This is a genomic window from Campylobacter concisus (genome assembly GCF_902460715.1).
In the GTDB taxonomy this organism is placed as follows: Bacteria; Campylobacterota; Campylobacteria; order Campylobacterales; family Campylobacteraceae; genus Campylobacter_A; species Campylobacter_A concisus_AK.
On record NZ_CABPUX010000001.1, the window covers coordinates 1,066,451 to 1,092,911 of the forward strand.

27 protein-coding genes and 1 pseudogene are annotated in these 26,461 nt (G+C 41.0%); 24 read left to right on the forward strand and 4 right to left on the reverse strand.

Annotated features, from left to right (window positions below; translation table 11 throughout):
• Nucleotides 1–15 precede the first annotated feature (15 nt).
• From F3G91_RS05260 to F3G91_RS05290, 7 genes are all read left to right on the forward strand, one after another.
• Complete coding sequence (locus tag F3G91_RS05260; protein WP_021092891.1) at nucleotides 16–582, forward strand: CheB methylesterase domain-containing protein; 567 nt, start codon at nucleotides 16–18, stop codon at nucleotides 580–582.
• Nucleotides 572–1,396 (forward strand): CheR family methyltransferase, encoded by an 825-nt coding sequence (locus tag F3G91_RS05265; protein WP_149700911.1) that lies wholly within the window; start codon nucleotides 572–574, stop codon nucleotides 1,394–1,396. Before F3G91_RS05260 ends, F3G91_RS05265 begins: the two co-directional genes overlap by 11 nt.
• A gap of 88 nt (nucleotides 1,397–1,484) precedes the next feature.
• Nucleotides 1,485–4,106 (forward strand): DNA gyrase subunit A, encoded by a 2,622-nt coding sequence (gene gyrA / locus F3G91_RS05270; RefSeq protein WP_103580735.1) that lies wholly within the window; start codon nucleotides 1,485–1,487, stop codon nucleotides 4,104–4,106.
• A 44-nt stretch (nucleotides 4,107–4,150) separates the two neighbouring features.
• Nucleotides 4,151–4,651, forward strand: a complete 501-nt coding sequence (locus tag F3G91_RS05275; protein ID WP_002939671.1) for an LPP20 family lipoprotein — start codon at nucleotides 4,151–4,153, stop codon at nucleotides 4,649–4,651.
• Complete coding sequence (locus tag F3G91_RS05280; protein WP_149700912.1) at nucleotides 4,627–5,019, forward strand: hypothetical protein; 393 nt, start codon at nucleotides 4,627–4,629, stop codon at nucleotides 5,017–5,019. The genes F3G91_RS05275 and F3G91_RS05280 overlap by 25 nt, the downstream gene beginning before the upstream one ends.
• Nucleotides 5,020–5,031: 12 nt before the next feature.
• The gene (locus F3G91_RS05285; RefSeq protein WP_149700913.1) at nucleotides 5,032–6,186 is read left to right on the forward strand and encodes a sigma-54-dependent transcriptional regulator; all 1,155 of its coding nucleotides are present in this window, start codon (nucleotides 5,032–5,034) and stop codon (nucleotides 6,184–6,186) included.
• Between the two features lie 70 nt (nucleotides 6,187–6,256).
• Entirely contained in the window at nucleotides 6,257–7,282 is a 1,026-nt protein-coding gene (locus F3G91_RS05290; protein ID WP_148823807.1) for an aspartate-semialdehyde dehydrogenase, read from the forward strand.
• A 49-nt stretch (nucleotides 7,283–7,331) separates the two neighbouring features.
• Here the strand turns inward: F3G91_RS05290 and F3G91_RS05295 are convergent, their stop codons facing one another.
• The 3 genes from F3G91_RS05295 to F3G91_RS05305 form a co-directional block, all read right to left on the reverse strand.
• On the reverse strand, nucleotides 7,332–7,745 hold the full coding sequence (locus F3G91_RS05295; protein WP_149700914.1) for an Rrf2 family transcriptional regulator: 414 nt from the start codon (nucleotides 7,743–7,745) through the stop codon (nucleotides 7,332–7,334).
• 99 nt (nucleotides 7,746–7,844) lie between these two features.
• A complete protein-coding gene (locus F3G91_RS05300; protein WP_109146858.1) occupies nucleotides 7,845–8,480 on the reverse strand; it encodes an NAD(P)-dependent oxidoreductase in 636 nt (211 codons plus the stop codon).
• A 90-nt stretch (nucleotides 8,481–8,570) separates the two neighbouring features.
• Entirely contained in the window at nucleotides 8,571–8,945 is a 375-nt protein-coding gene (locus tag F3G91_RS05305; protein WP_103639978.1) for a cupin domain-containing protein, read from the reverse strand.
• Nucleotides 8,946–9,097: 152 nt separating this feature from the next.
• On the opposite strand from F3G91_RS05305, the gene F3G91_RS05310 reads away from it, so the two are divergent.
• From F3G91_RS05310 to F3G91_RS05385, 17 genes and pseudogenes are all read left to right on the forward strand, one after another.
• On the forward strand, nucleotides 9,098–9,982 hold the full coding sequence (locus tag F3G91_RS05310; RefSeq protein WP_149700915.1) for an ABC transporter six-transmembrane domain-containing protein: 885 nt from the start codon (nucleotides 9,098–9,100) through the stop codon (nucleotides 9,980–9,982).
• Entirely contained in the window at nucleotides 9,960–10,880 is a 921-nt protein-coding gene (locus F3G91_RS05315; RefSeq protein WP_149700916.1) for a cation diffusion facilitator family transporter, read from the forward strand. Before F3G91_RS05310 ends, F3G91_RS05315 begins: the two co-directional genes overlap by 23 nt.
• 26 nt (nucleotides 10,881–10,906) lie before the next feature.
• Entirely contained in the window at nucleotides 10,907–11,065 is a 159-nt protein-coding gene (locus F3G91_RS10425; protein ID WP_223227818.1) for a hypothetical protein, read from the forward strand.
• A 289-nt stretch (nucleotides 11,066–11,354) separates the two neighbouring features.
• Nucleotides 11,355–13,145, forward strand: coding sequence for a translation elongation factor 4 (gene lepA, locus F3G91_RS05325; RefSeq protein ID WP_021087702.1), 1,791 nt, complete (start codon nucleotides 11,355–11,357; stop codon nucleotides 13,143–13,145).
• Nucleotides 13,146–13,317: 172 nt separating this feature from the next.
• A complete protein-coding gene (locus tag F3G91_RS05330; protein WP_103566346.1) occupies nucleotides 13,318–13,548 on the forward strand; it encodes a 2-hydroxymuconate tautomerase family protein in 231 nt (76 codons plus the stop codon).
• Nucleotides 13,542–14,264 (forward strand): hypothetical protein, encoded by a 723-nt coding sequence (locus F3G91_RS05335; RefSeq protein WP_149700917.1) that lies wholly within the window; start codon nucleotides 13,542–13,544, stop codon nucleotides 14,262–14,264. Before F3G91_RS05330 ends, F3G91_RS05335 begins: the two co-directional genes overlap by 7 nt.
• Before the next feature lie 10 nt (nucleotides 14,265–14,274).
• Nucleotides 14,275–14,835 carry a YajG family lipoprotein gene (locus tag F3G91_RS05340; RefSeq protein ID WP_149700918.1) on the forward strand — a complete coding sequence of 187 codons (561 nt, stop codon included), beginning with the start codon at nucleotides 14,275–14,277 and terminating at the stop codon, nucleotides 14,833–14,835.
• Nucleotides 14,835–15,404, forward strand: a complete 570-nt coding sequence (locus tag F3G91_RS05345) for a ComF family protein (RefSeq protein ID WP_149700919.1) — start codon at nucleotides 14,835–14,837, stop codon at nucleotides 15,402–15,404. Before F3G91_RS05340 ends, F3G91_RS05345 begins: the two co-directional genes overlap by 1 nt.
• Nucleotides 15,405–15,784: 380 nt before the next feature.
• Nucleotides 15,785–16,075, forward strand: a pseudogene (locus F3G91_RS10795) (PDC sensor domain-containing protein); the annotation flags it as partial.
• A 132-nt stretch (nucleotides 16,076–16,207) separates the two neighbouring features.
• Nucleotides 16,208–17,497, forward strand: a complete 1,290-nt coding sequence (locus F3G91_RS10800; protein ID WP_508610253.1) for a methyl-accepting chemotaxis protein — start codon at nucleotides 16,208–16,210, stop codon at nucleotides 17,495–17,497.
• Between the two features lie 908 nt (nucleotides 17,498–18,405).
• The gene (gene napA / locus F3G91_RS05355; protein WP_149700921.1) at nucleotides 18,406–21,186 is read left to right on the forward strand and encodes a nitrate reductase catalytic subunit NapA; all 2,781 of its coding nucleotides are present in this window, start codon (nucleotides 18,406–18,408) and stop codon (nucleotides 21,184–21,186) included.
• A gap of 11 nt (nucleotides 21,187–21,197) precedes the next feature.
• A complete protein-coding gene (napG, locus tag F3G91_RS05360; protein ID WP_035143078.1) occupies nucleotides 21,198–21,956 on the forward strand; it encodes a ferredoxin-type protein NapG in 759 nt (252 codons plus the stop codon).
• Nucleotides 21,953–22,744, forward strand: a complete 792-nt coding sequence (napH, locus tag F3G91_RS05365; protein ID WP_149700922.1) for a quinol dehydrogenase ferredoxin subunit NapH — start codon at nucleotides 21,953–21,955, stop codon at nucleotides 22,742–22,744. Before napG ends, napH begins: the two co-directional genes overlap by 4 nt.
• Nucleotides 22,741–23,268 carry a nitrate reductase cytochrome c-type subunit gene (locus F3G91_RS05370; protein WP_103611311.1) on the forward strand — a complete coding sequence of 176 codons (528 nt, stop codon included), beginning with the start codon at nucleotides 22,741–22,743 and terminating at the stop codon, nucleotides 23,266–23,268. The genes napH and F3G91_RS05370 overlap by 4 nt, the downstream gene beginning before the upstream one ends.
• Complete coding sequence (locus tag F3G91_RS05375; protein WP_103611312.1) at nucleotides 23,268–23,735, forward strand: 4Fe-4S dicluster domain-containing protein; 468 nt, start codon at nucleotides 23,268–23,270, stop codon at nucleotides 23,733–23,735. The genes F3G91_RS05370 and F3G91_RS05375 overlap by 1 nt, the downstream gene beginning before the upstream one ends.
• A complete protein-coding gene (locus tag F3G91_RS05380; protein ID WP_103611313.1) occupies nucleotides 23,732–24,667 on the forward strand; it encodes a WD40 repeat domain-containing protein in 936 nt (311 codons plus the stop codon). The genes F3G91_RS05375 and F3G91_RS05380 overlap by 4 nt, the downstream gene beginning before the upstream one ends.
• Nucleotides 24,664–25,005 (forward strand): chaperone NapD, encoded by a 342-nt coding sequence (locus F3G91_RS05385; RefSeq protein WP_002939660.1) that lies wholly within the window; start codon nucleotides 24,664–24,666, stop codon nucleotides 25,003–25,005. The genes F3G91_RS05380 and F3G91_RS05385 overlap by 4 nt, the downstream gene beginning before the upstream one ends.
• Before the next feature lie 788 nt (nucleotides 25,006–25,793).
• Here the strand turns inward: F3G91_RS05385 and F3G91_RS10430 are convergent.
• Nucleotides 25,794–26,461 (reverse strand): methyl-accepting chemotaxis protein (locus tag F3G91_RS10430; RefSeq protein ID WP_223227819.1); only part of this gene is annotated, 668 nt, incomplete at its 5' end.

Below are 26,461 nucleotides of genomic sequence, written 5' to 3' on the forward strand. Positions count from 1 at the left end.
ATTTAAAGGCAATTAGTGGCTCAAAAACTGGTCTTAATAGGGGCTTCTACAGGAGGCCCAGGTCATATAAAAAAACTATTAAAAGATATAAATTTAAATGGTGCGATGGTCGTCATAGCTCAGCATATGAATAAGATGTTTATAAACTCATTTGTCACGCAAATGGGCAGGGAGTGCAATATAAATGTTGAAATTCTAAGCGAAAAGACAAATTTAAGAGAAAATATCGTCTATATCTGTGATCAAAATTTTGAAATTTCAGCGACTTTGCCAGTTAGCGCAAAGCCACAACCTGAGATAAAAACGATATACACGCCAAATGTTGATGTGCTTTTTAACTCAGGCACGCAGATCGCCAAAAATGTAAATTTACTAGCGATCTTGCTAACTGGTATCGGCGATGATGGTGCAGCTGGGCTTGATAAGCTCTACAAAGCAGGCGCAAAATGCATAGCTGAAAACGAAGAGAGCGCCATAGTTTATGGCATGCCAAAGCGTGCTAAGGAGCTAAATCAAAATTTAAAATCGTTAAATTTAATGATGATAAGAAAAGAGCTTGAGGAGTTTTTAAATGCTTTTTAACAAAGTGAATAAACAAAGCGAAGTTTTAGAGGCAAAAGCACCAAGCGACATGGAAGGATTTAACGAATTTATGAGCACTATAAAGACGCTTTGTGGGGTCGATCTGGAGCCAAAGAGAGACATCACACTGCAAAGAGTTAGTATATTTGCCAAAAATCGCCAGATAAAAAGCTTTAAAGATCTAGTTTCGATGATAAGATTTGACACGCTACTCAGGCAAGATCTTTTAAATTTAGTCACCGTAAATGAGACATATTTTTATAGAGAGCTAGCCCAGCTAAAAGACGTGATCTACTACGCAAAAGAGCTTGGGGAGGCTAGAATTTTATGTGCGCCTTGCTCAACTGGCGATGAGGTCTATTCGCTTGCGATGCTTGCTTATGAATTTGGCCTTAAACAAAGTGATATCCAGCTAACTGGCATCGACATAAACTCAGAAGCTATACAAGCTTGTAGCGTCGGATGCTATGGCGAGAGGAGCTTACACAGGCTAAGCGAGTTTCAAAAAGAGAGATTTTTTACAAAAAAAGATGACAAATTTTTCATCAAAAAAGAAATTTTGCCAAGGTGTGAGTTTAAAATTTTAAATGTCTTTGACGATGCGATGTTTAATCTTGGTAAATTTGACATCGTCCTTTCAAGAAATATGATGATATATTTTGACGATGCGTTTAGGCTAAAGTGCGTAGAAAGACTTCACAAACTACTTAAACCAGAGGGCAGGCTCTACGCAGGACACGCTGATCTTGTGCCATACACCCCACTTTACACAAAGCGTTTTTCAAACGGAGCTACATATTACGAGCGTGCTTAAGGGTTAAATTTAACCCAGGCCGCTTTGCCCTTAGAAAGTTTTTATCAATTTTTGGCTAAAATCCCACAAGCTAAATTTAAGGATAAAAATGAAAGACAATCTACTTGAATTAACTCAAGATATCGCTTCAGTTGATATCGAAGATTCTATAAAAAATAGCTATCTTGACTACTCTATGAGCGTCATCGTCGGACGTGCTTTGCCTGACGCTAGAGACGGACTAAAGCCAGTTCATAGAAGAATTTTATACGCTATGGATAACCTCGGTGTTGGCAGCAGAAGTGCCTATATGAAGTCAGCTCGTATCGTCGGCGAAGTCATCGGTAAGTACCACCCACACGGCGACACAGCGGTTTATGACGCACTTGTTCGTATGGCTCAGAAATTTTCTATGCGTTATCCAGTCGTTGATGGACAAGGAAACTTTGGCTCGATTGATGGTGACAGCGCAGCTGCGATGCGTTATACCGAAGCTAGAATGACCATGCTTACTGAAGAGCTTTTAAAAGATATTGACAAAGATACGGTTGATTTTGTACCAAACTACGACGATAGAGAGGTCGAGCCAGATGTTTTGCCTAGCCGTGTGCCAAATTTATTATTAAACGGCTCAAGCGGTATTGCGGTCGGTATGGCGACAAATATCCCACCACACAGCCTTGATGAGCTAATAGACGGTCTTTTGCTACTTCTTGAAAACAAAGAGGCGACACTTGAAGAGGTGATGGAATTTATAAAAGGTCCAGACTTCCCAACTGGCGGTATCATCTTTGGTAAAAAAGGCATCATAGAGGCCTACCGCACAGGTCGTGGCAGGGTCAAACTAAGAGCCAAAACTCACATAGAAAAAAAGCCAAACAAAGATGTCATAGTAATCGACGAGCTACCTTATCAAACAAACAAAGCAAGGCTTATCGAGCAGATCGCTGAGCTTGTAAAAGATAAGCAGATAGATGGCATAAGCGAGGTTAGAGATGAGTCTGATAAGGACGGCATTCGCGTAGTCATCGAGCTAAAACGCGACGCGATGAGCGACATCGTGCTAAATAATCTCTTTAAATCAACCACGATGGAGAGCACTTTTGGCGTTATTATGCTTGCTATTAATAACAAAGAGCCAAAGGTATTTAACCTTATTGAACTACTTAAGCTATTTTTAAATCACAGAAAAACAGTCATCATTAGAAGAACGATATTTGAGCTTGAAAAAGCGCGCGCAAGAGCCCACATCTTAGAAGGTCTAAAGATCGCACTTGATAACATCGACGAGGTGATCGAGCTTATTAGAAATAGTGCCGATACAGCCGTTGCTAGAGAAGGCTTGATGAGTAAATTTAACCTCTCAGAGCTTCAAGCAAACGCTATCCTTGATATGCGTCTAAGCAAGCTTACAGGCCTAGAGAGAGAAAAACTAGAGGCCGAACTAGCTGAGCTTATGGCTGAGATCGCAAGACTTGATGAAATTTTAAAGAGCGAGACATTGCTTGAAAATTTGATCAAAGAAGAGCTTCTTGAGATCAAAAATAAATTTAAAGTACCAAGAGTGACTGAGATCGTTGATGACTACGATGATATCGACATCGAAGATCTCATACCAAATGAAAATATGGTCGTAACCATAACTCACCGCGGCTACATCAAGCGTGTGCCAAGCAAGCAGTATGAGAAGCAAAAACGCGGCGGCAAGGGCAAAGTAGCGGTTACGACATACGATGATGATTTTATAGAGAGCTTCTTTACTTCAAATACCCACGATACGCTTATGTTTGTGACTGACCGCGGACAGCTCTACTGGCTAAAAGTCTATAAAATCCCAGAGGGAAGCCGCACAGCAAAAGGCAAAGCAGTTGTAAATTTGATCCAGTTGCAGCCTGATGAGAAGATCAAAGCGATCATCCCAACGACCGACTTTGACGAGAGTAAATCGCTAGCGTTCTTCACTAAAAATGGCATCGTAAAACGCACAAATTTAAGCGAGTTTAAAAACATCCGCTCAGTTGGCGTAAGAGCTATAAGCCTTGATGAGAACGACGAGCTAGTAACTGCACTCATCGCCCAAACATACGATGATATGCCAGTAACTGACCCTGAAAATGAGCTAAGCGTTGAGACAGAGGTGCTTGAAGTTGAAGAGCTTCAAAACGAGATCGATGAAGATAATGTAAATGCCGAAGAGGACGCAAACTCAGGCGATGAGACAATGCTATTTGTCGTTACCAAAAAAGGTATGTGCCTTAAATTTAAGATCAGCAAAGTTCGTCAAATGGGAAGAACTGCACGCGGCGTAACTGGTATCAAATTTAAAGAGCCAGGCGATGAGGTCGTAGGTGCAGCAGTCATCGAAAGCAATGATCAAGAAATTTTAAGCATATCTCAAAAAGGTATCGGTAAGCGCACAACCGCTGATGAGTACCGCTTGACAAACCGCGGCGGCAAAGGCGTCATCTGCATGAAGCTAACAAGTAGAACAGGCGATCTAGTGGGCGTTGTGATGGTTGATGAAGAGCAAGATCTTATGGCTCTAACATCAAGCGGCAAGATGATAAGAGTTGATATGCAAAGCATCCGCAAAGCAGGACGTAACACAAGCGGCGTTATCGTCGTAAATGTAGATGGCGATGATGTTGTAAGTATCGCAAGATGCCCTAAGGCAGATGATGGCGAAGATGAGGACGAAGCACCAAGCGAAGATATGGGGCTTTTGGAATAAATTTTGCTATTAAATTTTAAATAAAAGCATAAAAAAGGTTGTTTATGAAGGTTAAAATTTTATCTTTTGCTTTGATGATCGCTATTTTTGGTGGTTGCTCATTTAATGGCTTTATGGGCGAGCCAACTAGCACATCAAACCGCAACGTAGTCATCCAAAAGGTCGATAAAGACGATCTTAGAGAGGTGATGAAAAAAGAGAAGATGATATATGATAGCGCTCCAAGAGAGACCACTTTTAGAGCCACAGGCGAGGGCATAGCTCCGCTAAATTCGCTCTCATACGCTCAGTCAGTCACTCTTGCAAAAAGAGCAGCGATGGCTGATGCTTATTCGCAGCTTGCTGGTAAGCTTTACGGCGTAAAGATCAACGCTGAAGACACCGTAAGAGACGCGATGCTAAACGACTCATCTATCACTTCAAAGGTTCAAGGTCTTGTCAAAAACGCAAGGATCGTGAATGAAAATTTCAAAGACGGGCTTTATAAGGTAAATATGGAGCTTAAGATAGACGAAGATAAGTGGCGAGAAGTCTTTTCTTACTAACGATACTTTTAAATTTCGCCTTTTGCCTAGAGGAGTTTATCTTCTGGGCGAAGGTCGATACAAAAAATCAAATAGTTTCCTTTGAGGAAATTTCATTTTCAAAGGCGATGACTCTCTCGCCAAATCCAAAACCAAAATTTCTTTGTCAGATAGATGCTTTTAAAGATGAAAACACCACAACTCTTGGCTTTTTAAATTTACACAAAGATGAAATTTTTGACTGCTTTGCCTTAAGAAAAGTGATGATAAAAAATGAGCTAAATGTCAAAAATGCGCAGGTCACAAATGCTTCAAATTTGAAAATTTTGCCAGTTAGATTTATGGTGGAATTTAAGCCAAAATCCGCTATCATCGGCACACTTCAATAAAAAAGAGATCAAATGAATATCGTCATAGTAGAAGATGACATCAATATGCGAAAGTCGCTTGAGATCGCACTTGGCGAGTATGAAGAGCTAAACATCAAGAGCTACAAGAGCGCAGTTGAAGCTCTAAAAAAGCTAAGTGACGACACTGATCTAATCATCACCGACATAAACATGCCAAAGATGGACGGACTTGAGTTCATTAAAGAGCTAAACGGCAAATTTGACGTCATCATAATGACTGGTAACGCGACACTTAACAAGGCGATCGAGAGCGTTAGGCTCGGCGTGAAAGACTTTTTAACAAAGCCATTTGACGTCTCAACGCTATATGAAGCGATAAAAAGGGTAGAGGCGCTAAAGCAAAAGACTCCAAAAAGCATAAAAAAAGTTGAAACCAAAAGCGAAAATAACGGCTTTTTAGCCACTTCAAAGGCGCTTGAAGCGACGCTAAATATCGCGCTAAAAGCTGCAAGAACAGACGCTTCTGTCATGCTTAGTGGTGAAAGTGGCGTTGGCAAGGAGGTCTTTGCTAAATTTATCCACGCAAACTCACCTAGAAAAGACGCTGCATTTATCGCTTTAAATATGGCTGCGATCCCTGAAAATTTGATAGAAAGTGAGCTTTTTGGCTTTGAAAAGGGCGCCTTTACTGACGCTGCGACCACCAAAAAAGGGCAGTTTGAGCTGGCAAATGGCGGAACGCTATTTTTAGACGAGATCGGCGAGATGCCTATAAATTTACAGCCAAAATTGCTTCGTGCCTTGCAGGAGCGCGAGATAACAAGACTTGGCGCTACAAAGAGCGAAAAGATAGACGTTCGCATCATCTGCGCTACAAATGCAAATTTAGAGCTTGCGATGAAAGAGGGTAGGTTTAGAGAGGATCTTTTCTACCGCCTAAACACGATCCCACTTTTCATCCCGCCACTTCGCGAGCGAAAGGATGAAATTTTGCCTATCGCGCAGGATGCTTTGGACAAATGCTGCAAAGAGTATGGCTTTGAGGCTAAAAATTTCTCAAAAGCAGCCAAAGAGGAGCTTTTGGTCTATGACTACCCAGGCAACATAAGAGAGCTCATCTCAGTCGTGCAGCGTGCAGCGATACTAAGCGAGGGCGATGAAATTTTGCCAAAAGATCTATTTTTGCAAGCAAGAAGTAAAAAATAGGTAAAAATTTAAGTTTTTGGCTAGTAAAATTATGCAAATTAAGAAAATTAAAAGAAACCAAGGAGAGCAGATGAGAAAATTTAACGTAGCGGTCGTTGGTGCTACTGGAGCGGTCGGCGAAGAGCTTTTTAGAGTTATGGAGGAGGTTGATTTCCCAGTTGGTGAGCTTTTGCCACTTGCAAGTGCAAAGAGCGTTGGCATGGAGATCGAATTTAAGGGCAAACACTACAAAGTAAAAGAGCTAACCGAGAAAGTTTTTAGCGAGCACGAGATCGATATCGCATTTTTTAGTGCAGGTGGCTCAGTTTCAGAGAAATTTGCCAAATTTGCAGCTGACAGCGGCGCGGTAGTTATCGACAATACTAGCCATTTTAGGATGGATAAAGATATCCCGCTAGTCGTGCCTGAGTGCAATCCAAGTGACATCGCCATGTGGAAAAACCGCGGCATTATCGCTAATCCAAACTGCTCAACTATCCAAATGGTTCAAATTTTAAAACCACTAAATGACGCTTTTGGCATCAATAGGGTCGATGTTTCTACCTATCAAGCAGCAAGCGGCGCTGGCAAAGAGGGCATGGAGGAGCTTGTTGTTCAGATGCAAAAGTTTTTTGAATTTAAGCTTGATGAGTGCGAGCCAAAGGTCTTTGCGCACCGCCTAGCGCTAAATGTGATCCCTCACATCGACGTCTTTTTGGATAATGACTACACAAAAGAAGAGATGAAAATGGTCAATGAAACGCAAAAAATTCTTCACAAAGATATCGAAGTGAGCGCGACATGTGTGCGTGTGCCAGTGCTTAGAAGCCACTCTGAGGCGATCACCATCCACTTTGACAAAGACGTGAGCGCAGATGCAGCAAGAGAGGTTTTAAGCAAAGCTCCAAGTGTCGTCGTAGTCGATAATCCAGCTAAAAAAGAGTATCCGATGCCTACTATCTCAAGCGATACAAACGAGACTTATGTTGGCAGGATCAGGGTTGATAACTTTAGAGCAAATGTGCTTCACCTTTGGTGCAGTGCCGATCAGATCCGTGTTGGAGCTGCGACAAATGCCGTTAGGATCGCACAAAAATGGACCATGATGCAGGAGTAGTTTGTAAATTTATTTTTAGGCTAGAAAGGATTAAGCTTCTAGTCTAAATTTATCTTGCAAGCTCGTCTAATAAATCTTGCAAAGTAACGTTTTTTAGCTCGTTTTCTAGGGCAGTTTGTGCTCTTAAAAAGTGCCCAGACAAAAGCTCCTCTATCCTACCGCCGACTGGGCAGGCTTTGGGCGAGTCAGAGTGAATTTTAAAAAGTTTTTCTTTGTCGTTTACTGCGTTAAAAATTTCAAGCAAATTTATATCTTTTGGCTCTTTTGTAAGGCTCACCCCACCAACTCCAGCTGCGACATTTACGAGTCCTGCAGCCTTTAGTGTGCCAAGTAGGCGCCTAACGATAACTGGGTTTGTGTTTATGCTGCCAGCTATAAATTCGCTAGTAACCTTCTCATTTTCAAAAAATTTAGCACACAAAAGCGCGTGTATCGCGGTTGAAAATTTAATGCCAATTTGCATGATCGTCCTTAAATTTTTCGTGATTATACTTAAATTTTCTGCCAAAAATAGCCAGCTAAATTTGACTTACGAGCCTTCGCAGCTCTCAAATTTATAAACTTACGCTCTCTCGCCGACCGCAGTAAAACGCTTTTGGATAAATTTCTTGTTTTTTAGCTCGTCAATGATCGCAAGCGCAAGGTCTGCGTAGCTTATGTAGCTCTCATTTTTTGAGTTTAGTATGAGATCATCCCCGCCAAGCACGTATTTGCCCGTGCGAGCGCCGTTTGCGTCGTAGTCTCCTGCTGGACTTACGTATGTCCAAAGCACATTTGTGCTACCTTTTAGCTCAAAATAAGACTCTGCCGTAGCCTTTGCCACGCCCATATATGCAGCTGGAAAGTCTGGGGTGTCCATGAGCATAGTGCCTTTGCTATCAACAAATAACGTGCCAGCGCCGCCAACTACGATGAGCCTTGTGTTAGTGCCTTCTAGTAAATTTACTAGGTGAGCGGCCACTTTTTTGTGAAGCGGGAAAGTCTTTTCGCTCCATGCTGCAAATGCGCTGATAACTGCGTCAAAGCCAGTTAAATCAGCCTTTGTAAGCTCGAAAATATCTTTATAAACAACCTTTACGCCTTCGTTTTTATACTCTTTGTTTCTAACGATCGCAGTAACGTCGTAACCTTGTTTTAGCGCTTCTTTTACTAAATTTGCGCCGCTTTTGCCGTTTGCACCTATGATTGCTATATTCATTGTTTCTCCTTTAAATTTGATTTGTTTGATCGCACAGTCGATACGCATTTTAAATTTACGCTCGCACTTTGTGTTCTTGCCTCGCTAAATTTACAGCCAGCTTGGCTTTACGTCTTCAACTATCACGCCGTCAGTCATGGTGTATTGCTCTAGACTACCGCGTTTTGTCTGGATGCAGATCATTTTGATACCGTTTTTGCCAGCTTTAAAGCACCTTTTGCCATCTGGATCTATGCGCACTGCGTCGCCTTTGCCTACTTTTATCACTTCGCCATCGATGAAGAGCTCGCCATCGCCATCAGTGATGATGTAAAGCTCCTCGTTTTGCTTGTGCGCATGGACAAATGGCACGCTCACATTTGCCGCAAATTCGTTTATAGATACCTCACAGCCAGTTAAATTTAAAGCCTCTTTTAGCTCGACTCTTGGCTCGTTTGCGACCTTTGCAACTTGATAATTTTTCATTTTATTCTCCTTGTTTTTTATGTTGTAATATTTTTATTTACAACTGATGAGCGAAGTATAGTGATTTTTTGTTGTAATGTCAAGAGTTACAACAAAAATTTTTCAAAATTTATAAATTTTGGCTAGAATTCGCGAAAATTTTAGGAGTAAATTTGCAAAATAACGCCTTTAAAACGCTAAAGAGCATAGCGACCGAGCATAACAAAAAGCTCATTTTGACCTTTGCTTTGGTGCTAGCAGAGAACGGACTTTTTCTAGCATACCCAATATTTGCGGGCTTTGCGATCAACGCAATCATGCAAGGAAACACATCAAATTCCCTTATTTACGCACTTTTTGTGCTCATAGCGTGGCTTGTAGGAGCCATTAGACGCCGCGTGGATACGCAAGTTTTTGCAAATATCTACGCAAAGCTTGCTGTAAATGTCATCATGAATGAAAAACAAAATGCCAAAGACGACTCCGCCATCATCGCCAGAGTAGCGCTCTCGCGAGAGTTTGTAAATTTCTTTGAGATGCATTTTCCTATGTTTTTTACATCGGTCATTTCGATCATCGGCTCAGCGTTTATGCTCATTTTTGTCGAGCCAAAGGTCGCTATGGCGTGCTTTGTAGTGATGACCTTTTTTCTTATATTTTTGCCAAGATATATCAAGAAAAATGACGACCTTTATCTTCGCTTAAATGACCGCCTAGAAAAAGAGGCAAAGGTTATAGGTGTTTTTAATAAAAGCACGCTAAATAGGCACTACGATGTCGTTTCTAAATTTCGTATAGCGATCTCAAACAGGGAGGCGTTGAGCTATTTTATCATCGGCATTAGCGCTTCGCTACTCTTTTTGGTGGCGATAATAGTGCTAAGCTCGCAGCAGACAAATGCCGGCCACATCTACTCTGTGATGACCTATATATGGAATTTCGTCATCAGTCTTGACGACTCACCAAAGCTCATCGAGGAGTTTTCAAATTTAAAAGATATAGGCAAGAGGATCGACGCCCAAAAGAAGGATAATGATGCACAACAAGAGCGTTCTTAGAAATTCATTTTTTCTAATTTTCACGTTTATGATAGTTGAGGCCGTTTTTGGCTTCGTTTCAAACTCGCTTGCGCTCATTAGCGACGCATTTCACATGCTCTCAGACGCTGCGGCTCTCTTTTTGTCGCTGGTCGCTTTTAAGATCGCAGAAAAAAAGGCAAATTTACAAAAGACCTTTGGCTACAAAAGGGTCGAGATCATCGCCGCTTTCATAAATGCTATCGCTCTTATCGCGCTTGCCGTTTTTGTCATAGTCGAAGCGATCATCAGGCTTTTTAACGAGCCAGAGATAGAGGCTGAAACGATGCTTTTTGTTAGCATTTTGGGGCTTGTGGTAAATTTAGTCGTAGCCATTTATATGCATAAAAGCGCTGATACAAAAGAAAATTTAAACATGAAAGGTGCTTATTTGCACGTGCTTGGCGACACGCTTGGCTCAGTTGGCGCCATTATTGCGGCGATTCTTGTGATGAAATTTAACTTCACGCAGGCCGATAGCATCGCAAGTATCTTTGTCTCGCTACTCATCATAAAAAGTGGCGCTAGCTTGCTAAAAGATAGCTTTAATATCCTGATCGAAGCGGTGCCGCTTAAGCTTGATACGGATGAAATTTTAGGCGTTATAAAGGGTGTAGATGGCGTTAAAATCGTGCATGACCTGCATATCTGGGCGATAAATGCTGGCACAAACGCGCTCATAGCCCACGTGGTGGTGGATGATGCGTTAAGCGTGGCTGAAATTTCAAAGATGATAAAGCGCATCGAGCACGAGCTTTCTCACGTTGGCATCGGCCATGTCACGCTTCAGTTTGAGAGCGAGAGCCTTGGACATAAAGACGATCTCATCTGCGAGCTAAAAAGTGCGCATAAAGACGAGCATTTTGGGCATTATCACTAAAATTTGACGCAAAAGGTTTAAATTTAATGTTTCGCATAAAAAATGAATATCTAGTAGTCGTGGCTATGTGCTTGCTTGGTATTTTTATGGATATGGTTCCTCTTATCGCAGTAAATTTCGTAGTAGCCTTGATATGCGCTCTATTTTGTATGAAAAAGGATTATATATTTATTTTAATGCCATAGATGCTCCGTTCGAACAACCAGAGCTTTGGACTTATCACGTGCCAGCGCTGGCAACTGCGACATACGGGCTTAGCGCTTTAGTTTATGCTTCAGCTTTTCTTGCTTTTTTGCCACTTCTTGCTTATCTTTATTTTTTATATTCACTTTGCGTTGTGCTCTGCGCTTTGCGTAAAAGTTTAAGAGCTAAATTTGAGCTTTAAATTTAAGCCTTGCTAGCCTAGCAAACTCATTTTTACTCAACTTTAACGATTTTTTTTATAAAATCGCCTAAAATTTAACTAGGGATTTCATGAAAAACATTAGAAACTTTAGCATCATCGCTCACATCGACCACGGCAAAAGCACGCTTGCTGATCGCCTCATTCAGGAGTGTGGCGCTGTAAGCGACCGTGAGATGAGCTCGCAAATCATGGACACGATGGACATCGAAAAAGAGCGTGGCATCACGATCAAGGCCCAGTCTGTCCGCCTAAACTACGCACTAAATGGGCAAAATTTTGTTCTAAATTTGATAGACACCCCAGGACACGTCGATTTTAGCTATGAGGTGAGCCGTAGCCTAGCTAGCTGCGAGGGCGCGCTGCTTGTTGTGGATGCCAGCCAGGGCGTGGAGGCGCAAACCATCGCAAACGTCTATATCGCGCTTGAAAACAACCTAGAGATCATCCCAGTCATCAACAAGATCGACCTACCAGCGGCTGACCCTGCTAGGGTAAAAGACGAGATCGAGCACATCATCGGACTTGACTGCTCAGGAGCGATCGAAGTGAGCGCAAAAACGGGCGTTGGCATAAAAGAGCTGCTTGAAGCGATCATCACGAGGATCCCTGCGCCAAATGGCGACGCAAGCAAGCCTACAAAGGCGCTAATCTACGATAGTTGGTTCGACAACTACCTTGGCGCGCTTGCTCTTGTGCGTGTTTATGATGGTGAAATTTCAAAAAATGACGAAATTTTGGTCATGGGCACGGGCAAAAAACACATCGTGCTAGACCTCATGTATCCAAATCCTATAGCTCCGATCAAGACCAAAACGCTTAGCGCTGGCGAGGTTGGCATCGTTGTTTTGGGGCTTAAAAACGTTAGCGACGTGCAAGTTGGTGATACGATAACGCAGTCAAGAAATCCGCTAAAAGAGCCAGTTGGCGGCTTTGAGAGGGCTAAGCCATTTGTTTTTGCGGGACTTTATCCTATTGAAACTGATAAATTTGAAGATCTGCGTGATGCGCTGGATAAGCTAAAGCTAAATGACAGCTCTATAAGCTATGAGCCAGAGACCTCGGTCGCACTTGGATTTGGCTTTAGGGTTGGCTTTTTAGGCCTTCTTCACATGGAGGTCGTCAAAGAGAGGCTGGAGCGCGAGTTTGACCTAGATCTCATCGCCACAGCGCCGACTGTGACTTATGAAGTCATCCAAACTGATGGGCTAAATTTAAAAATTCAAAACCCAAGCCAGTTGCCGCCTGTAAATAAAATAGACTCGATCCTTGAGCCATACGTGAAAGCTACTATCATCACGCCAAGCGAGTTTTTGGGCAACATCATCACGCTCTTAAACAACCGCCGCGGCATACAAACAAAGATGGACTACATCACGACTGACCGCGTTTTACTCGAGTATGATATACCGATGAACGAGATCGTTATGGATTTTTATGACAAGCTAAAGTCAAGCACCAAAGGCTACGCGAGTTTTGACTACGAGCCAAGCGACTACCGCGTGGGCGATCTAGTGAAGCTTGATGTCAAAGTGGCCGGCGAGACGGTCGATGCGCTCTCTATCATCGTGCCTGAGAGCAAGGCGCAGACAAAGGGTAGAGACTTTGTAAAGGCGATGAAAGAGATCGTGCCTCGTCAGCTCTTTGAAGTGGCGATACAAGCTAGTATCGGCAATAAAATAATCGCTCGTGAGACCGTGAAATCAATGGGTAAAAACGTCACAGCCAAGTGTTATGGCGGCGATATCACGCGTAAGAGAAAGTTGCTTGAAAAGCAAAAAGAGGGTAAGAAGAGGATGAAGGCGATAGGTAAGGTGAATTTGCCGCAGGAGGCATTTCTCTCTGTCTTAAAAATAGACTAGCGGCGTGTCGTGAGCGCCTTTGAATGAGCTTTAAATTTTCTCTCTTCGATGGACTATTTGTCCTATCTTGATCGAAAATTTATGCGCAACATCCAAAATCATCTCACGACATTATGACTTGTCTTATGCTGTTTTTATAGGTTTAAATGCTAAATTTACAAAAAGGAGTGCTATGCCGTTTGTGAAAATTTGCGTGACAAAAGAGAATGATAGCCCAAGTGTGGAGCAAAAAGAGAAGATGATAAGCGGAGTTACAAAGCTAATAAGCGAAATTTTAGGTAGAAGCGCTCAAAATACCGTTGTCATTATCGATGAGATCGATACGAACAACTACGGCATCGCAGGCGAGAGCGTGAAAAATCTCCGCAAAAAACAAAAGGAGCAAAAGGAAGTGAAATGCTAAGAGCGACATTATTAGCAGTTTTTGCAGCCATCTTTCTAACTGGCTGCGTGGCAAAAGCTAGCCTTTGTCTATCGTGCGAGGGCATAGACGGCGTGCAAAGTTCGAGCATAAGCAGCCAAGATAAGACCTATTTTGAAGAGGTTATGAGGATCCCAGCTGACTGCAGCGCTTGTAAGGGCAGGGGCGATGGCGTCTTTATAAATGGCGTCAAGTATAGAAGTGACGTGGCGATAAATTGCTGCTTAGAAAAAAATATGATCGACATAAATGTTGGACTAAAAAAGGTCTATTTTCATAGGATTGTGGATGCTAGAAGCAGTGCAAGGTCGATTTATTACACAAGAGAAGATGGTAGCGGCGTAGTCTTTAACTCAAACCCACGCCTTGAAGTGCTCTTTTATATGTTTTTAAAACGTGAGCTAAATTCGCGTGGCATCGTGGTCGTGGATACGCAAACATCGCCTTATACATATAGGCTTGATTTTAGATTTGACGAGCTTAGAGGCACTTACTCAAGAAGCTCTGAAATTTTAAACGGACATCTATACGGCGAGCTTGTGCTTTCAGATATAAATTTCAAAAAACGAATCCCTATCTCGACTAGACACCACGTGGAGGAGCTTGAGGCGTCAAAAAGTGGTCAGTTTGACTTCTTTATCGCGCTTTTAGTCAAGCAAGCTGCCATAAAAGTGGCTGATGAGATCACTAAACTTTGAAAGGAAAAATATGAGTAAATTTAAATTTCTAGCTATCTTTGGACTTTTTGTCCTATTTTTGAGCGGTTGTGCGCCTACTCAGACGGTGCTTGCGTTTGATCCTTATAAGGCTATTGTTTCAAATCAACAAAGCAATGGTTTTGAGGTCTATATAAGTGCGGTGCATGATAGTCGCAAAAACAAAAGCATTATTGCAACCATAACTGATGATAAGGGTACCGTGGATGAATACGTCGTGCTTCAAAACGATCTCGCGACCTATTTTGGCGATTCTCTTAAAAAAGAGCTCATAGCTCATGGTGCAAATGTAAATGGCATGGGTGGCGTTGTGGTTGAAGTTTTCATAAACGAATTTGAAGCAAATATGAGCGGATACAACAGCGACAACACAAGGGGCAAGATAAAGATCACTCTTAAAATCCAAAAAGGCGATCAAAGCATCATCAAAAATATCTCAAACAACCAAACCAAATTTGAGCTAGTTCGCACTGGCGGAGCATTTAAGCCATTCTTAACAGACATCATCAACGACGCCGTTAAACGCTCTGCGATCGCTATCTTAAATAGCTGATGTTTTGTGCGTTTTGCAAGAGCTTTACGCTAAAGACATTTTGTAAAACCTGCTCGCAAATTTTAAGCGAGCCAAGCCCTTTGGTAAGAGAGCTAGAGGGCTTTAAAATTTATAGCTTCTATGGCTACTCTGAGATCAAAGAGCTCATCCACTCAAAGCACCAAATGCACGGACTTTTTATCTATAAAAATTTAGCCAAATTTGCATTTAAGAAATTTGCTAAAAGCTTTAGCTTCCCAGAGCAAATTTACGCCCTGCCGATAGATGATAGAGTGCATCACGGCTACTCGCACACGGCTATTTTGGCAAATGAACTTCGTGCTAAAAACCTTAAACCTATCTTTCACGCCCTGCATGCGACAAGCAGTGTCAGCTACAGCGGCAAGGATCTTAAATTTAGACAAAACAATCCAAGAAATTTTAAAATTTTAAAAAAGATCACTGCGCCAGTTATCTTAGTCGATGACATCGTAACCACTGGCACAACGATACTAGAAGCTAGAGATACACTTCAAAAAGCAGGCATTGATGTGCTTTTTGCACTTGTTTTAGCAGATGCTAGAAACTAGGCTTTATATGAAATTTAGCTTGAAATTTTATACCTCAATAATTGTAAATAGCTATTAACCATAAAAAATTTTTGCCGATATAAACATAAAATTTACACAAAGGGATTTTGTTTATGAAAAAAGCAGCAAACAAGATAGCACTCATTATTGTGGTGCTTTTAGTTGTCTCGCTTGGCGTGTTTTCAACGGTGAATTACACAAATACCAAGGAGAGGATTTACGATCTAGCAAAGGAGTCTAAGACTTCATCTTCAAAAGTTTTGCAGTTTTATATGAATGCATTTTTTGAAGACAAGCTTGCAGCCGTTCAAAATTTTGCTAGTTACATCGAGGCGCATCCGCAAATTTTGGATGACAAAGAGGCTTTAGAAAAAGTGCTGATGAACGCAGCGCAGGTTACTGATTTTTCTGAATTTTACTTTGGTTATGCGGCTGATGGTGCTGTTTATAACGCTGTGCTTGATGGCAAAGAGCGTAAATTTATGGTTTTTGATCAGAGAAAAAACTATGATGCGAGGGTTAAAGGCTGGTACAAGGACGCTATTGCAAAAGAGGGCATCATCTTTTCAGCTCCATACACAAGCTCAGCTGGTGGCTTAAATTTAACTATCGCTAAAAAGATAGTTGTTGATGGCAAGGTCGTTGGTGTCTTTGGCGTGGATATGGGCATAGATAAGCTTGATAATGAGCTTAATAAGATAAAACCAACTCCAAGTAGCGCGATAGCTTTATTTGATTTAGAACATAAAAAGATAATTCATTTTGTTCATAAGGATCTTGTTTTATCTGATGCTAGCGAAGCTATGAAGATCATTGACGACTACTCAAACGAGTATAAGAAAAATGGCGATAAAACATTTACTTATAACCTCAGAGGCACAGAGAGACTTCTTGCTTGCGAGCTTTACGATCAAGCAAACTGGCTTGTATGTTCTGCAAACTCTTGGAGCGATTATGACGGAAGCCTTAGCAAAACACTTGTCTCACAAGTCATCTCTTCAGTTATATTTATAGTAGTCATTGTAGCGCTTCTTATATTTATCGTTAGCAGATCGCTTAAGCCACTCTCAAATATATCTGATTCGCTTATTTCGTTCTTTAAATTTCTAAACTACGAGATCAAAGAGCCAGTTAAGTCAAATATCGTTTCTAAAGATGAATTTGGCGTTATGTCTTCTCTTATAAATGAAAACATCCAAAAAATCCAAACATCTAAAGAAAAAGAGAACACCTTCATCCAAAAAGCCAACACCTTTGTAAATGAGATAAAAGATGGCAACTATGAAGCAAGCTTAGAAGCTGATACTAATAACCCAGCTCTAAATCAACTAAAAAGCACATTTAAAGATCTACAACTTGCTCTTAAAAATGCAATCTCAAGTAATGGTAAAGATGTACTTGATCTACTAAATACTTATAAAAACCAAGACTTTACAAAAAGACTTGATGATGATGGTAAGATAGCAAGTGGTATAAACTCTCTTGGCATTGAAATCTCTAAAATGCTAAATGACAATCTAAACCAAGCTCAAGTACTAGAAGAAAAAGCTAAACTTCTAGCTGAATCTGTATCAAAAGTAGCTAGCTCAGCAAACACTCAAGCAAATAGCTTACAAGAATCTGCAGCTGCAGTAGAGCAAATGTCTAGCTCAATGAATGCCATCTCTCAAAAGACAGCTGATGTTATAAGACAAAGTGATGAAATTAAAAACATCATAACTATCATTAGAGATATAGCAGATCAAACAAATTTACTTGCTCTTAATGCTGCTATAGAAGCAGCACGTGCAGGAGAACATGGTAGAGGATTTGCCGTTGTTGCTGATGAAGTTAGAAAACTAGCAGAAAGAACTCAAAAATCACTTGGTGAGATAGAAGCAAATACAAATGTATTAGCTCAATCAATAAATGAGATGAGTGAATCTATAAAAGAGCAAAGTGAAGGAATTAACATGATAAATCAATCAGTTGCTCAAATAGATCACCTAACAAAAGAAAACGTGGTAATTGCAAACCAAGCAAACGAAGTAACATCAGAAGTAGATGAGATGGCTAAAGCCATAGTTGAAGAGGTTAGGAAGAAGAGATTCTAGCTTTTTTATCCAAAGGGGGACAAGGGGACTCGAGTTACGAGGCCGTCCCCTTATCCCCCTTTTTAAATCCCCTAAACCCCTCGCACGTTAGAGGTGCATACTTTAGTGCTAACGCACTGCATGCGTTTCAAAAACTAGGATAAATTTTAAAATTAGAGCTGGCATATCATGCTTCTAAATTTAGTGGCGAATGGCTATGAGCCCTAAATTTAGTAAGTTGTTAGGGCGAGCGAGTAAGATTTAAAATTTGTCTTGCGATGTATGCAATTTATTGAAATTCCAGTAATTTTAAAATTTAATGAGCGAGTAATTTCGGCTCTGATTTTAGTGGCAAGCTTTGCGAGACCTAAAATCAGTAGCCAACTCTTACGAGTGAACGAAAGTTTAAAATTTGCAAAGAAAGCTTTATTAAATTTGTAAATTTCTTTTTATTCAAAATGGAGACAAGGAGGCTTGAGTTACGCTCTACTTGCAGTTACGAGCCTACGAAGTAAAGAAGCCCCCTTATCCTCTTTTTTGTCCCACCTCTCACCAGGTTTATGCTTGAGGAGGGCTTTAAATTTAATTTATAAAAATAATTAAGATATTTAATAAAATTTACACTATTTACCAAATAAAACATAATTTTCATCCTATTATATGTGTTACATTTCTACTCAACTATTTAAATAAAATTATAATTTATTTTTTTAAGATTGACTTGTAAAATCCCAATAAATATGTAGAAAAATTGCTTTAAACTATCGCATCATCTCTTTTATCAAGGGCTGTTTATATAAATTTTCTTAAACTAATATGTAATTTTATGTTTTAAGTTTATTAAAAATTTTATCTATGTAAATCAGGGGTAAATAAGTTTAATGAGGATAATATCTATTAAATTTGTTTAAATCTTTTAAGGAGAAAAAATGAATCGACGAGATTTCATCAAAAGTGCTGCAGCTAGTGCTGCTTGTGCTAGTGCCGGTATCGCTGTGCCAAGCTCGCTAAGTGCGGCAAACGAAGCTGAAAAAGGCTGGCGTTGGGATAAGGCTGCCTGTAGATTTTGTGGAACCGGATGTGGCATCATGGTTGCTACAAAAGAGGGCAAGATAGTAGCTGTAAAAGGCGATCCAGAAGCACCAGTAAACCGCGGTCTAAACTGTATCAAAGGCTACTTTAACGCTAAGATCATGTACGGCGAAGATAGGATAACTCATCCACTTTTACGTGTAAATGAAAAGGGTGAATTTGACAAAAAAGGCAAATTTAAGCAAGTAAGCTGGAAGCAAGCATTTGACGTGATGGAAGCTCAGTTTAGAAAGACTTATGACGAGCTTGGACCTCACGGCGTTGGCGTGCTTGGCTCTGGTCAATACACAATCCCAGAGGGCTACACAGCAGTTAAGCTTATGAAAGGCGGCTTTAGAAGCAACAGCATCGATCCAAACGCAAGACACTGTATGGCAAGTGCGGTTCTTGGCTTTATGCAAGTTTTTGGCATCGATGAGCCAGCAGGCTGCTTTGATGACATCGAGCTAACTGATACTGTCATAGCTTGGGGCGCAAATATGGCTGAGATGCACCCGATCCTTTGGGCGCGCGTGAGCGATAGAAAGCTTAGCGATCCTGATAGAGTAAAGGTCGTAAATTTAAGTACTTACTCAACTAGAACATCAAATTTAGCTGATATCGAGATCATTTTTGCTCCATCATCTGACCTTGCTATATGGAACTACATCGCTCGTGAGATAGTTTATAACCACCCAGAGATGATAGATGAAGAATTTGTTAAAAAACACTGCGTCTTCACAGCTGGGCCAGCTGACATTGGATATGGTCTTCGTCCAGACATCCACCACAAAAAATATGCTCCAAGCGAGCTAGACACAGCTGCGACTGAGAAGTCAAAGGTGCTAAGCGAGGCTGAGGGCGTTACGCTTTCTTACCTTGGCCTAAAAGCTGGCGATACACTAGAAAATAAAAATGCTGCAAAAGCTGGCGATCACTGGCAAATAACATTTGAAGAGTTTAAAAAAGCTCTTGCGCCTTACACACTTGACTTTACAGCTAAGGTAGCAAAAGGCGATCCTAACGAAGATATCAATGAATTTAAGAAAAAACTAAAAGCACTTGCTGATCTTTACATCGAGAAAAACCGCAAAGTCGTTAGCTTCTGGACGATGGGTTTTAACCAACACCAACGCGGCACATGGGTAAATGAGCAAGCTTATATGGTGCATTTCTTACTTGGTAAGCAAGCACTTCCAGGCTCAGGTGCCTTTTCTCTAACTGGCCAACCAAGTGCGTGCGGAACTGCAAGAGAGGTTGGAACATTCGTTCACCGCTTGCCAGCTGATATGGTTGTCGGCAATCCAAAACATAGAGAGATCACTGAAAAACTTTGGAAACTACCTGCTGGCACACTAAATGCCGTACCAGGCTCACACTACGTAAAAATGATGCGTGATCTTGAAGATGGCAAGGTTAAATTTATCTGGGTTCAAGTAAATAACCCATGGCAAAACACTGCAAACGCAAACCACTGGATCAAAGCAGCTCGCGAAATGGACAACTTCATCGTCGTAAGTGACCCTTATCCAGGAATTTCTGCAAAAGTAGCTGACCTTATCCTTCCAACTGCGATGATTTACGAAAAATGGGGCGCATACGGTAATGCTGAGAGAAGGACACAGCACTGGAGACAGCAAGTGCTCCCTGTTGGCGAAGCGATGCCTGATATCTGGCAGATGCTTGAATTTAGTAAGCGCTTTAAACTAAAAGATGTTTGGGGCGAGAAAAAGCTAAATGACAAAGTGACACTTCCAAGCGTGCTTGAAGCTGCAAAAGCTATGGGATATAGCGAAGAAGATACGCTATTTGACGTGCTTTTTGCAAACGAAGATGCTAAGAAATTTAGCGCAAACGATCCGATCATGGAAAACTATGACAATACTGAGGTCTTTGGCGACAGCAGAAAAGTGATCGGCTCAGATGGTAAAGAATTTAAAGGATATGGATTTTTCATCCACAAATATCTTTGGGAGGAGTATAGAAAATTTGGCGTTGGTCACGGTCACGACCTAGCTGACTTTGACACTTACCACAGAGTAAGAGGTCTTAGATGGCCAGTTGTCGATGGTAAAGAGACTCAGTGGAGATTTAACACTAAATTTGACCCATACGCTAAAAAAGCTGCTCCAAATGATAAATTTGCATTCTACGGCAACAAAAACGCAGCTCTTCCAACAGGCGATCTAAAAGGCGTAAAAAATCAAGAGAAAACTCCTCTTGCAAACAAAGCAAAAATTTTCTTCCGCCCTTACATGGATCCATGCGAGATGCCAAGCAAAGATTATCCATTCTGGCTATGTACTGGCCGTGTTCTAGAGCACTGGCATACAGGCACGATGACTATGCGTGTTCCTGAGCTTTATAGAGCCGTCCCAGAGGCACTTTGCTACATGCACGAAGATGACGCTAAAAAGCTTGGCGTAATGCAAAATGAGATCGTTTGGGTCGAGTCACGCCGTGGCAAAGTAAAAGCAAGAGTAGATCTAAAAGGTAGAAATAAGCCGCCAGTAGGTCTTGTCTATGTGCCTTTCTTTGATGAAAACGTATTTATAAATAAAGTCTGCCTTGACGCTACTTGTCCAATCTCAAAAGAGACAGACTATAAAAAGTGCGCGGTTAAAATTTACAAGGCATAAAAGTGGCTGATATGGAATTTTCAAGTAGGCGTGAAGCTTTGAAATTTGGAGCTAAGGCGGCGATCTTAGCTCTTGGCGGAGGCTTTATATGGTCACTTAGTGCCAAAGCCTCACCGCTTGTACTTCTTAGACCGCCTGGTGCGAAAGCGGAGAAGCAGTTTTTGAAAAGCTGTATTAGGTGCGGGCTTTGCGTAGAGGCCTGTCCATTTGATACGCTAAAGCTTGCAACTCTTGAAGATGGTATAAGTGTCGGTACGCCTTATTTTGAGCCTAGAAAAATTCCTTGTCATATGTGCGAGCATATCCCTTGCGTGCCAGCCTGTCCGACTGGTGCGCTGGATGCAAATTTAGTAAGCACAGCTGGCAAACTAGATATAAATAAAGCCAAAATGGGCGTTGCAGTGGTCGATATGAAAAACTGCGTGGCATACTGGGGCATACAGTGCGATGCTTGTTACAGATCCTGTCCGCTCATAGATAAGGCCTTGTATCTTGAGTATCGCCGCAACGAAAGGACGCAAAAGCATGCGTTTTTACTCCCAGTAGTTGATAGCGATATCTGCACGGGATGCGGCGTGTGCGAGCGAGCCTGTATCACCGAAAAAGCAGCCATTACCGTGCTAAACCGCGAAGTTGTGCTTGGCAAAGTTGGCGATAACTACGTCAAAGGCTGGATAAAAGAAGATGAAAGGCGCGTGGACGATGCCGACAGCAAGATAAAGCTCGACATCAAAAAGGCGACTGACTATCTAAATGGTGGTGAGCTATGAAATTTTTAATCTTAAGACGAATAACTCAAATTTCTATCCTAGTGCTATTTATCCTAGGAAATGTTTATGGAGTTAAGATACTTAGCGGAAATTTAAGCTCATCTTCGCTTTTTGGACAAATTCCACTAAGCGATCCATTTGCGGTGCTTCAAATTTTACTAGCAGGCTTTAGCGTAGGCATAAATGCAATAATTGGCGCGATCATAGTCTTTGCATTTTACGCGCTCGTCGCTTCTAGGGCATTTTGCTCGTGGGTTTGCCCAGTAAATTTACTAACCGACATTGCTTACAAGCTAAGAGAGAAATTTGGCTTTAAGGGTGAGAAAATTTTAAACGTAAGTAAAAATTTGCGTTACTACTTGCTAGCACTTGCTCTTATCTTAAGCCTTGCTCTGTCAGTGCCAGCTTTTGAGAGCATTAGCTTTATAGGTATCATCCAGCGTGGCATCATCTATGGCTCAGTTAGCGCCATTGGCATCGCCATTGGCATAGTTGCCTTTGATATGTTCGTGCTAAAGCGCGGAATTTGCTCATACGTCTGCCCGCTTGGTGCATTTTACGCGGTGATATCAAAATTTGCACTCATCAGAGTAAAACACGACGCAAATGCCTGCACAAAATGCATGAAGTGTAAGCTCGTCTGCCCAGAGGTGCAAGTGCTAGATATGATCGGTAAAGAGAGCCGCGCGGTTAGCTCAAGCGAGTGCATAAGCTGCGGTAGATGCATCGACGTTTGCGGCGACGGGGCGTTAAATTTTAGTATTAGAAATTTAAGGAGAGAAAAATGAAAATGAAAATAATGGCGCTTGGAGCACTATGCGCTGCCTTTTTAGCGGCATGTGCATTGAATAATCCAAGCATTAGTGATTCGCAAATCGGCCTTAGAAATGTTGATTTGTTAGATGATAAAGACGTTGTTTTAAAAGACATCAACTACACAAAAGAGCCAGCAGGTATGGCAAAGAGATTTGATAGATCTTTTGAAAATGCACCTCCATTTATCCCACACGACACTGAGGGTTTGGTGCCTATCACAAAAGATTCAAATATGTGCGTAACCTGCCACATGCCTGAGTTTGCAAAAGATAGCGGAGCAACTGCGATCCCAGCTTCTCACCTTTATGACATCAGAAATAAAAAAGATCTTGCAGGTAAGCTTGATGATGAGAGATATAACTGCACAACTTGCCACGTCGAGCAACAAAATGGCGTAACGCAGCTTGTTGGCAACAAATTTAAGCCTGACTTTAGAGATAAAAACGGCTCACATAAGTCAAATTTACTAGACGTTTTAAATGACGGCGTTAAGTAATGCAAAGCAGGCGCGAGTTAATTAGTAAAATTTTGGGGGCAAAACCTGCTCCCAAATTTATAGATCCACCATTTTTTAGCGGAGAATTTGACTGCGCTGGCTGTGAGGCTGGCTGCGTAAGTGCCTGTGAAAAAGAGCTTCTTAGCTTTGAAAATGAAAGAGTTGTTTTTAAAGTTAAAAAGCTAGGCTGCGACTTTTGCGAAGAGTGCGCGAAAGCTTGTCAAAGTAGCGGTCACGCGACGCTAAATTTAAGCTCACCAAAGAGCATAAACGCAAAGGTTAGCATCAATGTCGCTAGCTGCCTAGCGTGGAATGACACGATTTGCTACAACTGCCTTGATGCTTGTAAATTTAAAGCGGTTGAGTTTCTTGGTGTTTTTCGCCCTATAATCAATCAAAATTGCGTAAGCTGCGGCGAGTGCTTTGATGTTTGTTTTAAAAATTCGCTTGAGATGGAGGCTTTATGAGAGTTTTATTTTTTCTTTTTTGCTTGCTAAATTTTGTCTTTGCAAATGAGATCACAACGCCTATTAAAGAGATAGAAGCTAGTGCAAATGTGCTTGGCACCACGCTGATAAATGGCAAACTTTTTATCGCAACTGATGGTGGCACGGTTGAAATTTACGATCCAAAAGAGTCTAAATTTGATGAGATCATCAAAATGGATGATATAAAAACCTACGTTAGCGACCATGAAAGGCCAAAAATTTTAAATGTCGATGAGCTAAATGGCAAGATGCTCATCCTAAGCGAGGGCGACTACGCTACAAAGGTGCTTTATATAAGAGAAAATGGGCAGATGAGAAGCATAAAAATGGCTAATCAAGCGACAAAAAAGGCGCTATTTTTAGATGATGAGCACGTCGCACTTGCGTCAATCAGCAATGAAATTTACTTTTTAAACCTAAAAAGTGGCGAAATTTATGATAGTTTTAAGATCTCTATCGCAATGCTCTCAGACATGGAGATAAGCGAAGATAGAGGCACGCTAGCGATCGCTTGTGAGAGTGGCAAGGTCTATTTTTACAACGTTCATACTAAAAAAATGGACAAAATTTTAGACATCCACACTGATAATATCTACGACATTGCCTATAAAAATGGCGTCATGATCAGCGGAGGCACCGACAGGATCGCTGGCATCTTCTCAGCTGGGACGCTAAAAAAGATAAATACTGGCTTTTTGGTTTATGGCGTAGGACTTAGTAGCGATGGCAAGATCGCAGCTTATATGAGCGATGAGATGAGCGATGTAAATTTGGTTGATAGCGTGACTTTGGATAAGATCGCGATGCTAAAAACTGGTCAAAGCACGATAAATAGCATAGTTTTCATAAGCGACAACGAGGTCGTAACCTCTGCTTATGAGAAGAAAATTTTATTTTGGAGAGTTAGATGAATATTTCAAGCCTGATAGTCTATACGGATAATAAAAATGAGAGCGTAAAAGGCGAGATAAGCAAGCTAAAAGAGTGCGAGATCATCACTGACGCAGAAGATAGGATCGTGGTGGTCGTTAGCTCAGAGAGCATTGAAGATGAGATCAGAGTTTTTAAGATGATAGAGGGCATTAGCGGCGTGGTGAGCGTTGCGATGGTTTATAGCTACCAAGAAGACGCTCAAGAGAATAGAGAGAGGCTTGAAGCAAACGGCAAGATAAGTGAGATTTTAACAAGCGATGACGTAAAAGCCGAAGATATCGCATATGGCGGTAGTGTGCATTATAAGGTGAGGTGAAATTTAACTCCCTTTTGAATAAAAAGAAATTTACAAATTTAATCAAGCTATTTTGTAAATTTTAAAATTCCATTCACTCGCAAGAATTGACTGCTAAAATTTGGCTTCGCTTAGCGCTTAGCTCAAATTTTAAAGCCGAAATTGCTCGTTCATGAAATTTTAAAATTTGCTAGAAATTTCTTAAAAATAAATCACATGCAGTGCGAAGCACTGAAGCATGCACCTCTAACGTTGTCGGAGTTAGGGGATCGTTAAGGGGGAAGAGAGCGACGTCGTAATTCAAGCCTCTTCCCCCTTAACAAAGAAAAACAAACATTTAAATTTGATTAGATTGCTTTGCAAATTTTAAATTTTCGCTCACTCGCAAGAATTGACTACTAAAATTTGGCTTCGCTTACAGCTTAGCTCAAATTTTAGAGCCGAAATTACTCGTTCATGAAATTTTAAAATTTGTAAAAATAGCAAATTTCTATTTTTGAAATCTCAACTTTAAATTTATAAACTCTTTTATCCAAAAGGGAGACAAGGGGACTTGAATTACGAGGCCGTCCCCTTATCCCCCTTTTTAAATCCCTCTTCTGCTTGCAGTTACGAGGCAAAGCCCGAGTAAAATCCCCTCGCACGTTAGAGGTGGCATGCAATTGCGCTAAAGCACTGCATGCATTTTTGTTTAAGCTTTTTGATTATTAAATTTAAAGCAGTTGGATAAAAATTAAATTTAAAAATATTAAAATTCCAACCCAGTCTAAACTAGGTTGGAATTTATGAAGATTGATGAAGTAGTTTGATTAAAATTTATTCTTTCTTACTTCACTTACTATTGTCTTGGCCATGTTATCAACATCGCTTGTTACTTCATTGGCTTTATTGGCTATTACAACATTCTCTTTTGTTAGATTATCTATTTGAGCAACTGATTGATTTATCATATTTATTCCTTCACTTTGCTCTTTTATAGATTCACTCATCTCATTTATTGATTGAGCTAATACATTTGTATTTGCTTCTATCTCACCAAGTGATTTTTGAGTTCTTTCTGCTAGTTTTCTAACTTCATCAGCAACAACTGCAAACCCTCTACCATGCTCTCCTGCACGTGCAGCTTCTATTGCAGCATTAAGTGCTAGAAGGTTTGTTTGATCTGCTATATCTCTAATGATAGTTATGATGTTTTTGATTTCATCACTTTGTCTTATAACATCAGCTGTCTTTTGAGAGATGGCATTCATTGAGCTACTCATTTGCTCAACTGCTGCTGCAGATTCTTGAAGTGAGCTTGCTTGTGTGCTAGCACCTTGTGTAAGCTCTTTCATAGCCAAAGCCAAGGTTGTAGCCTTTTCTTCAAGCATCTTGGCATCATTTAAATTTGAGTTTAGCATAGTGCAAATTACTTCACCCATATTTGATACTCCAAGTATCATAGCTTTTAGATCGGCTTCTAGCTCGTCATTTATCT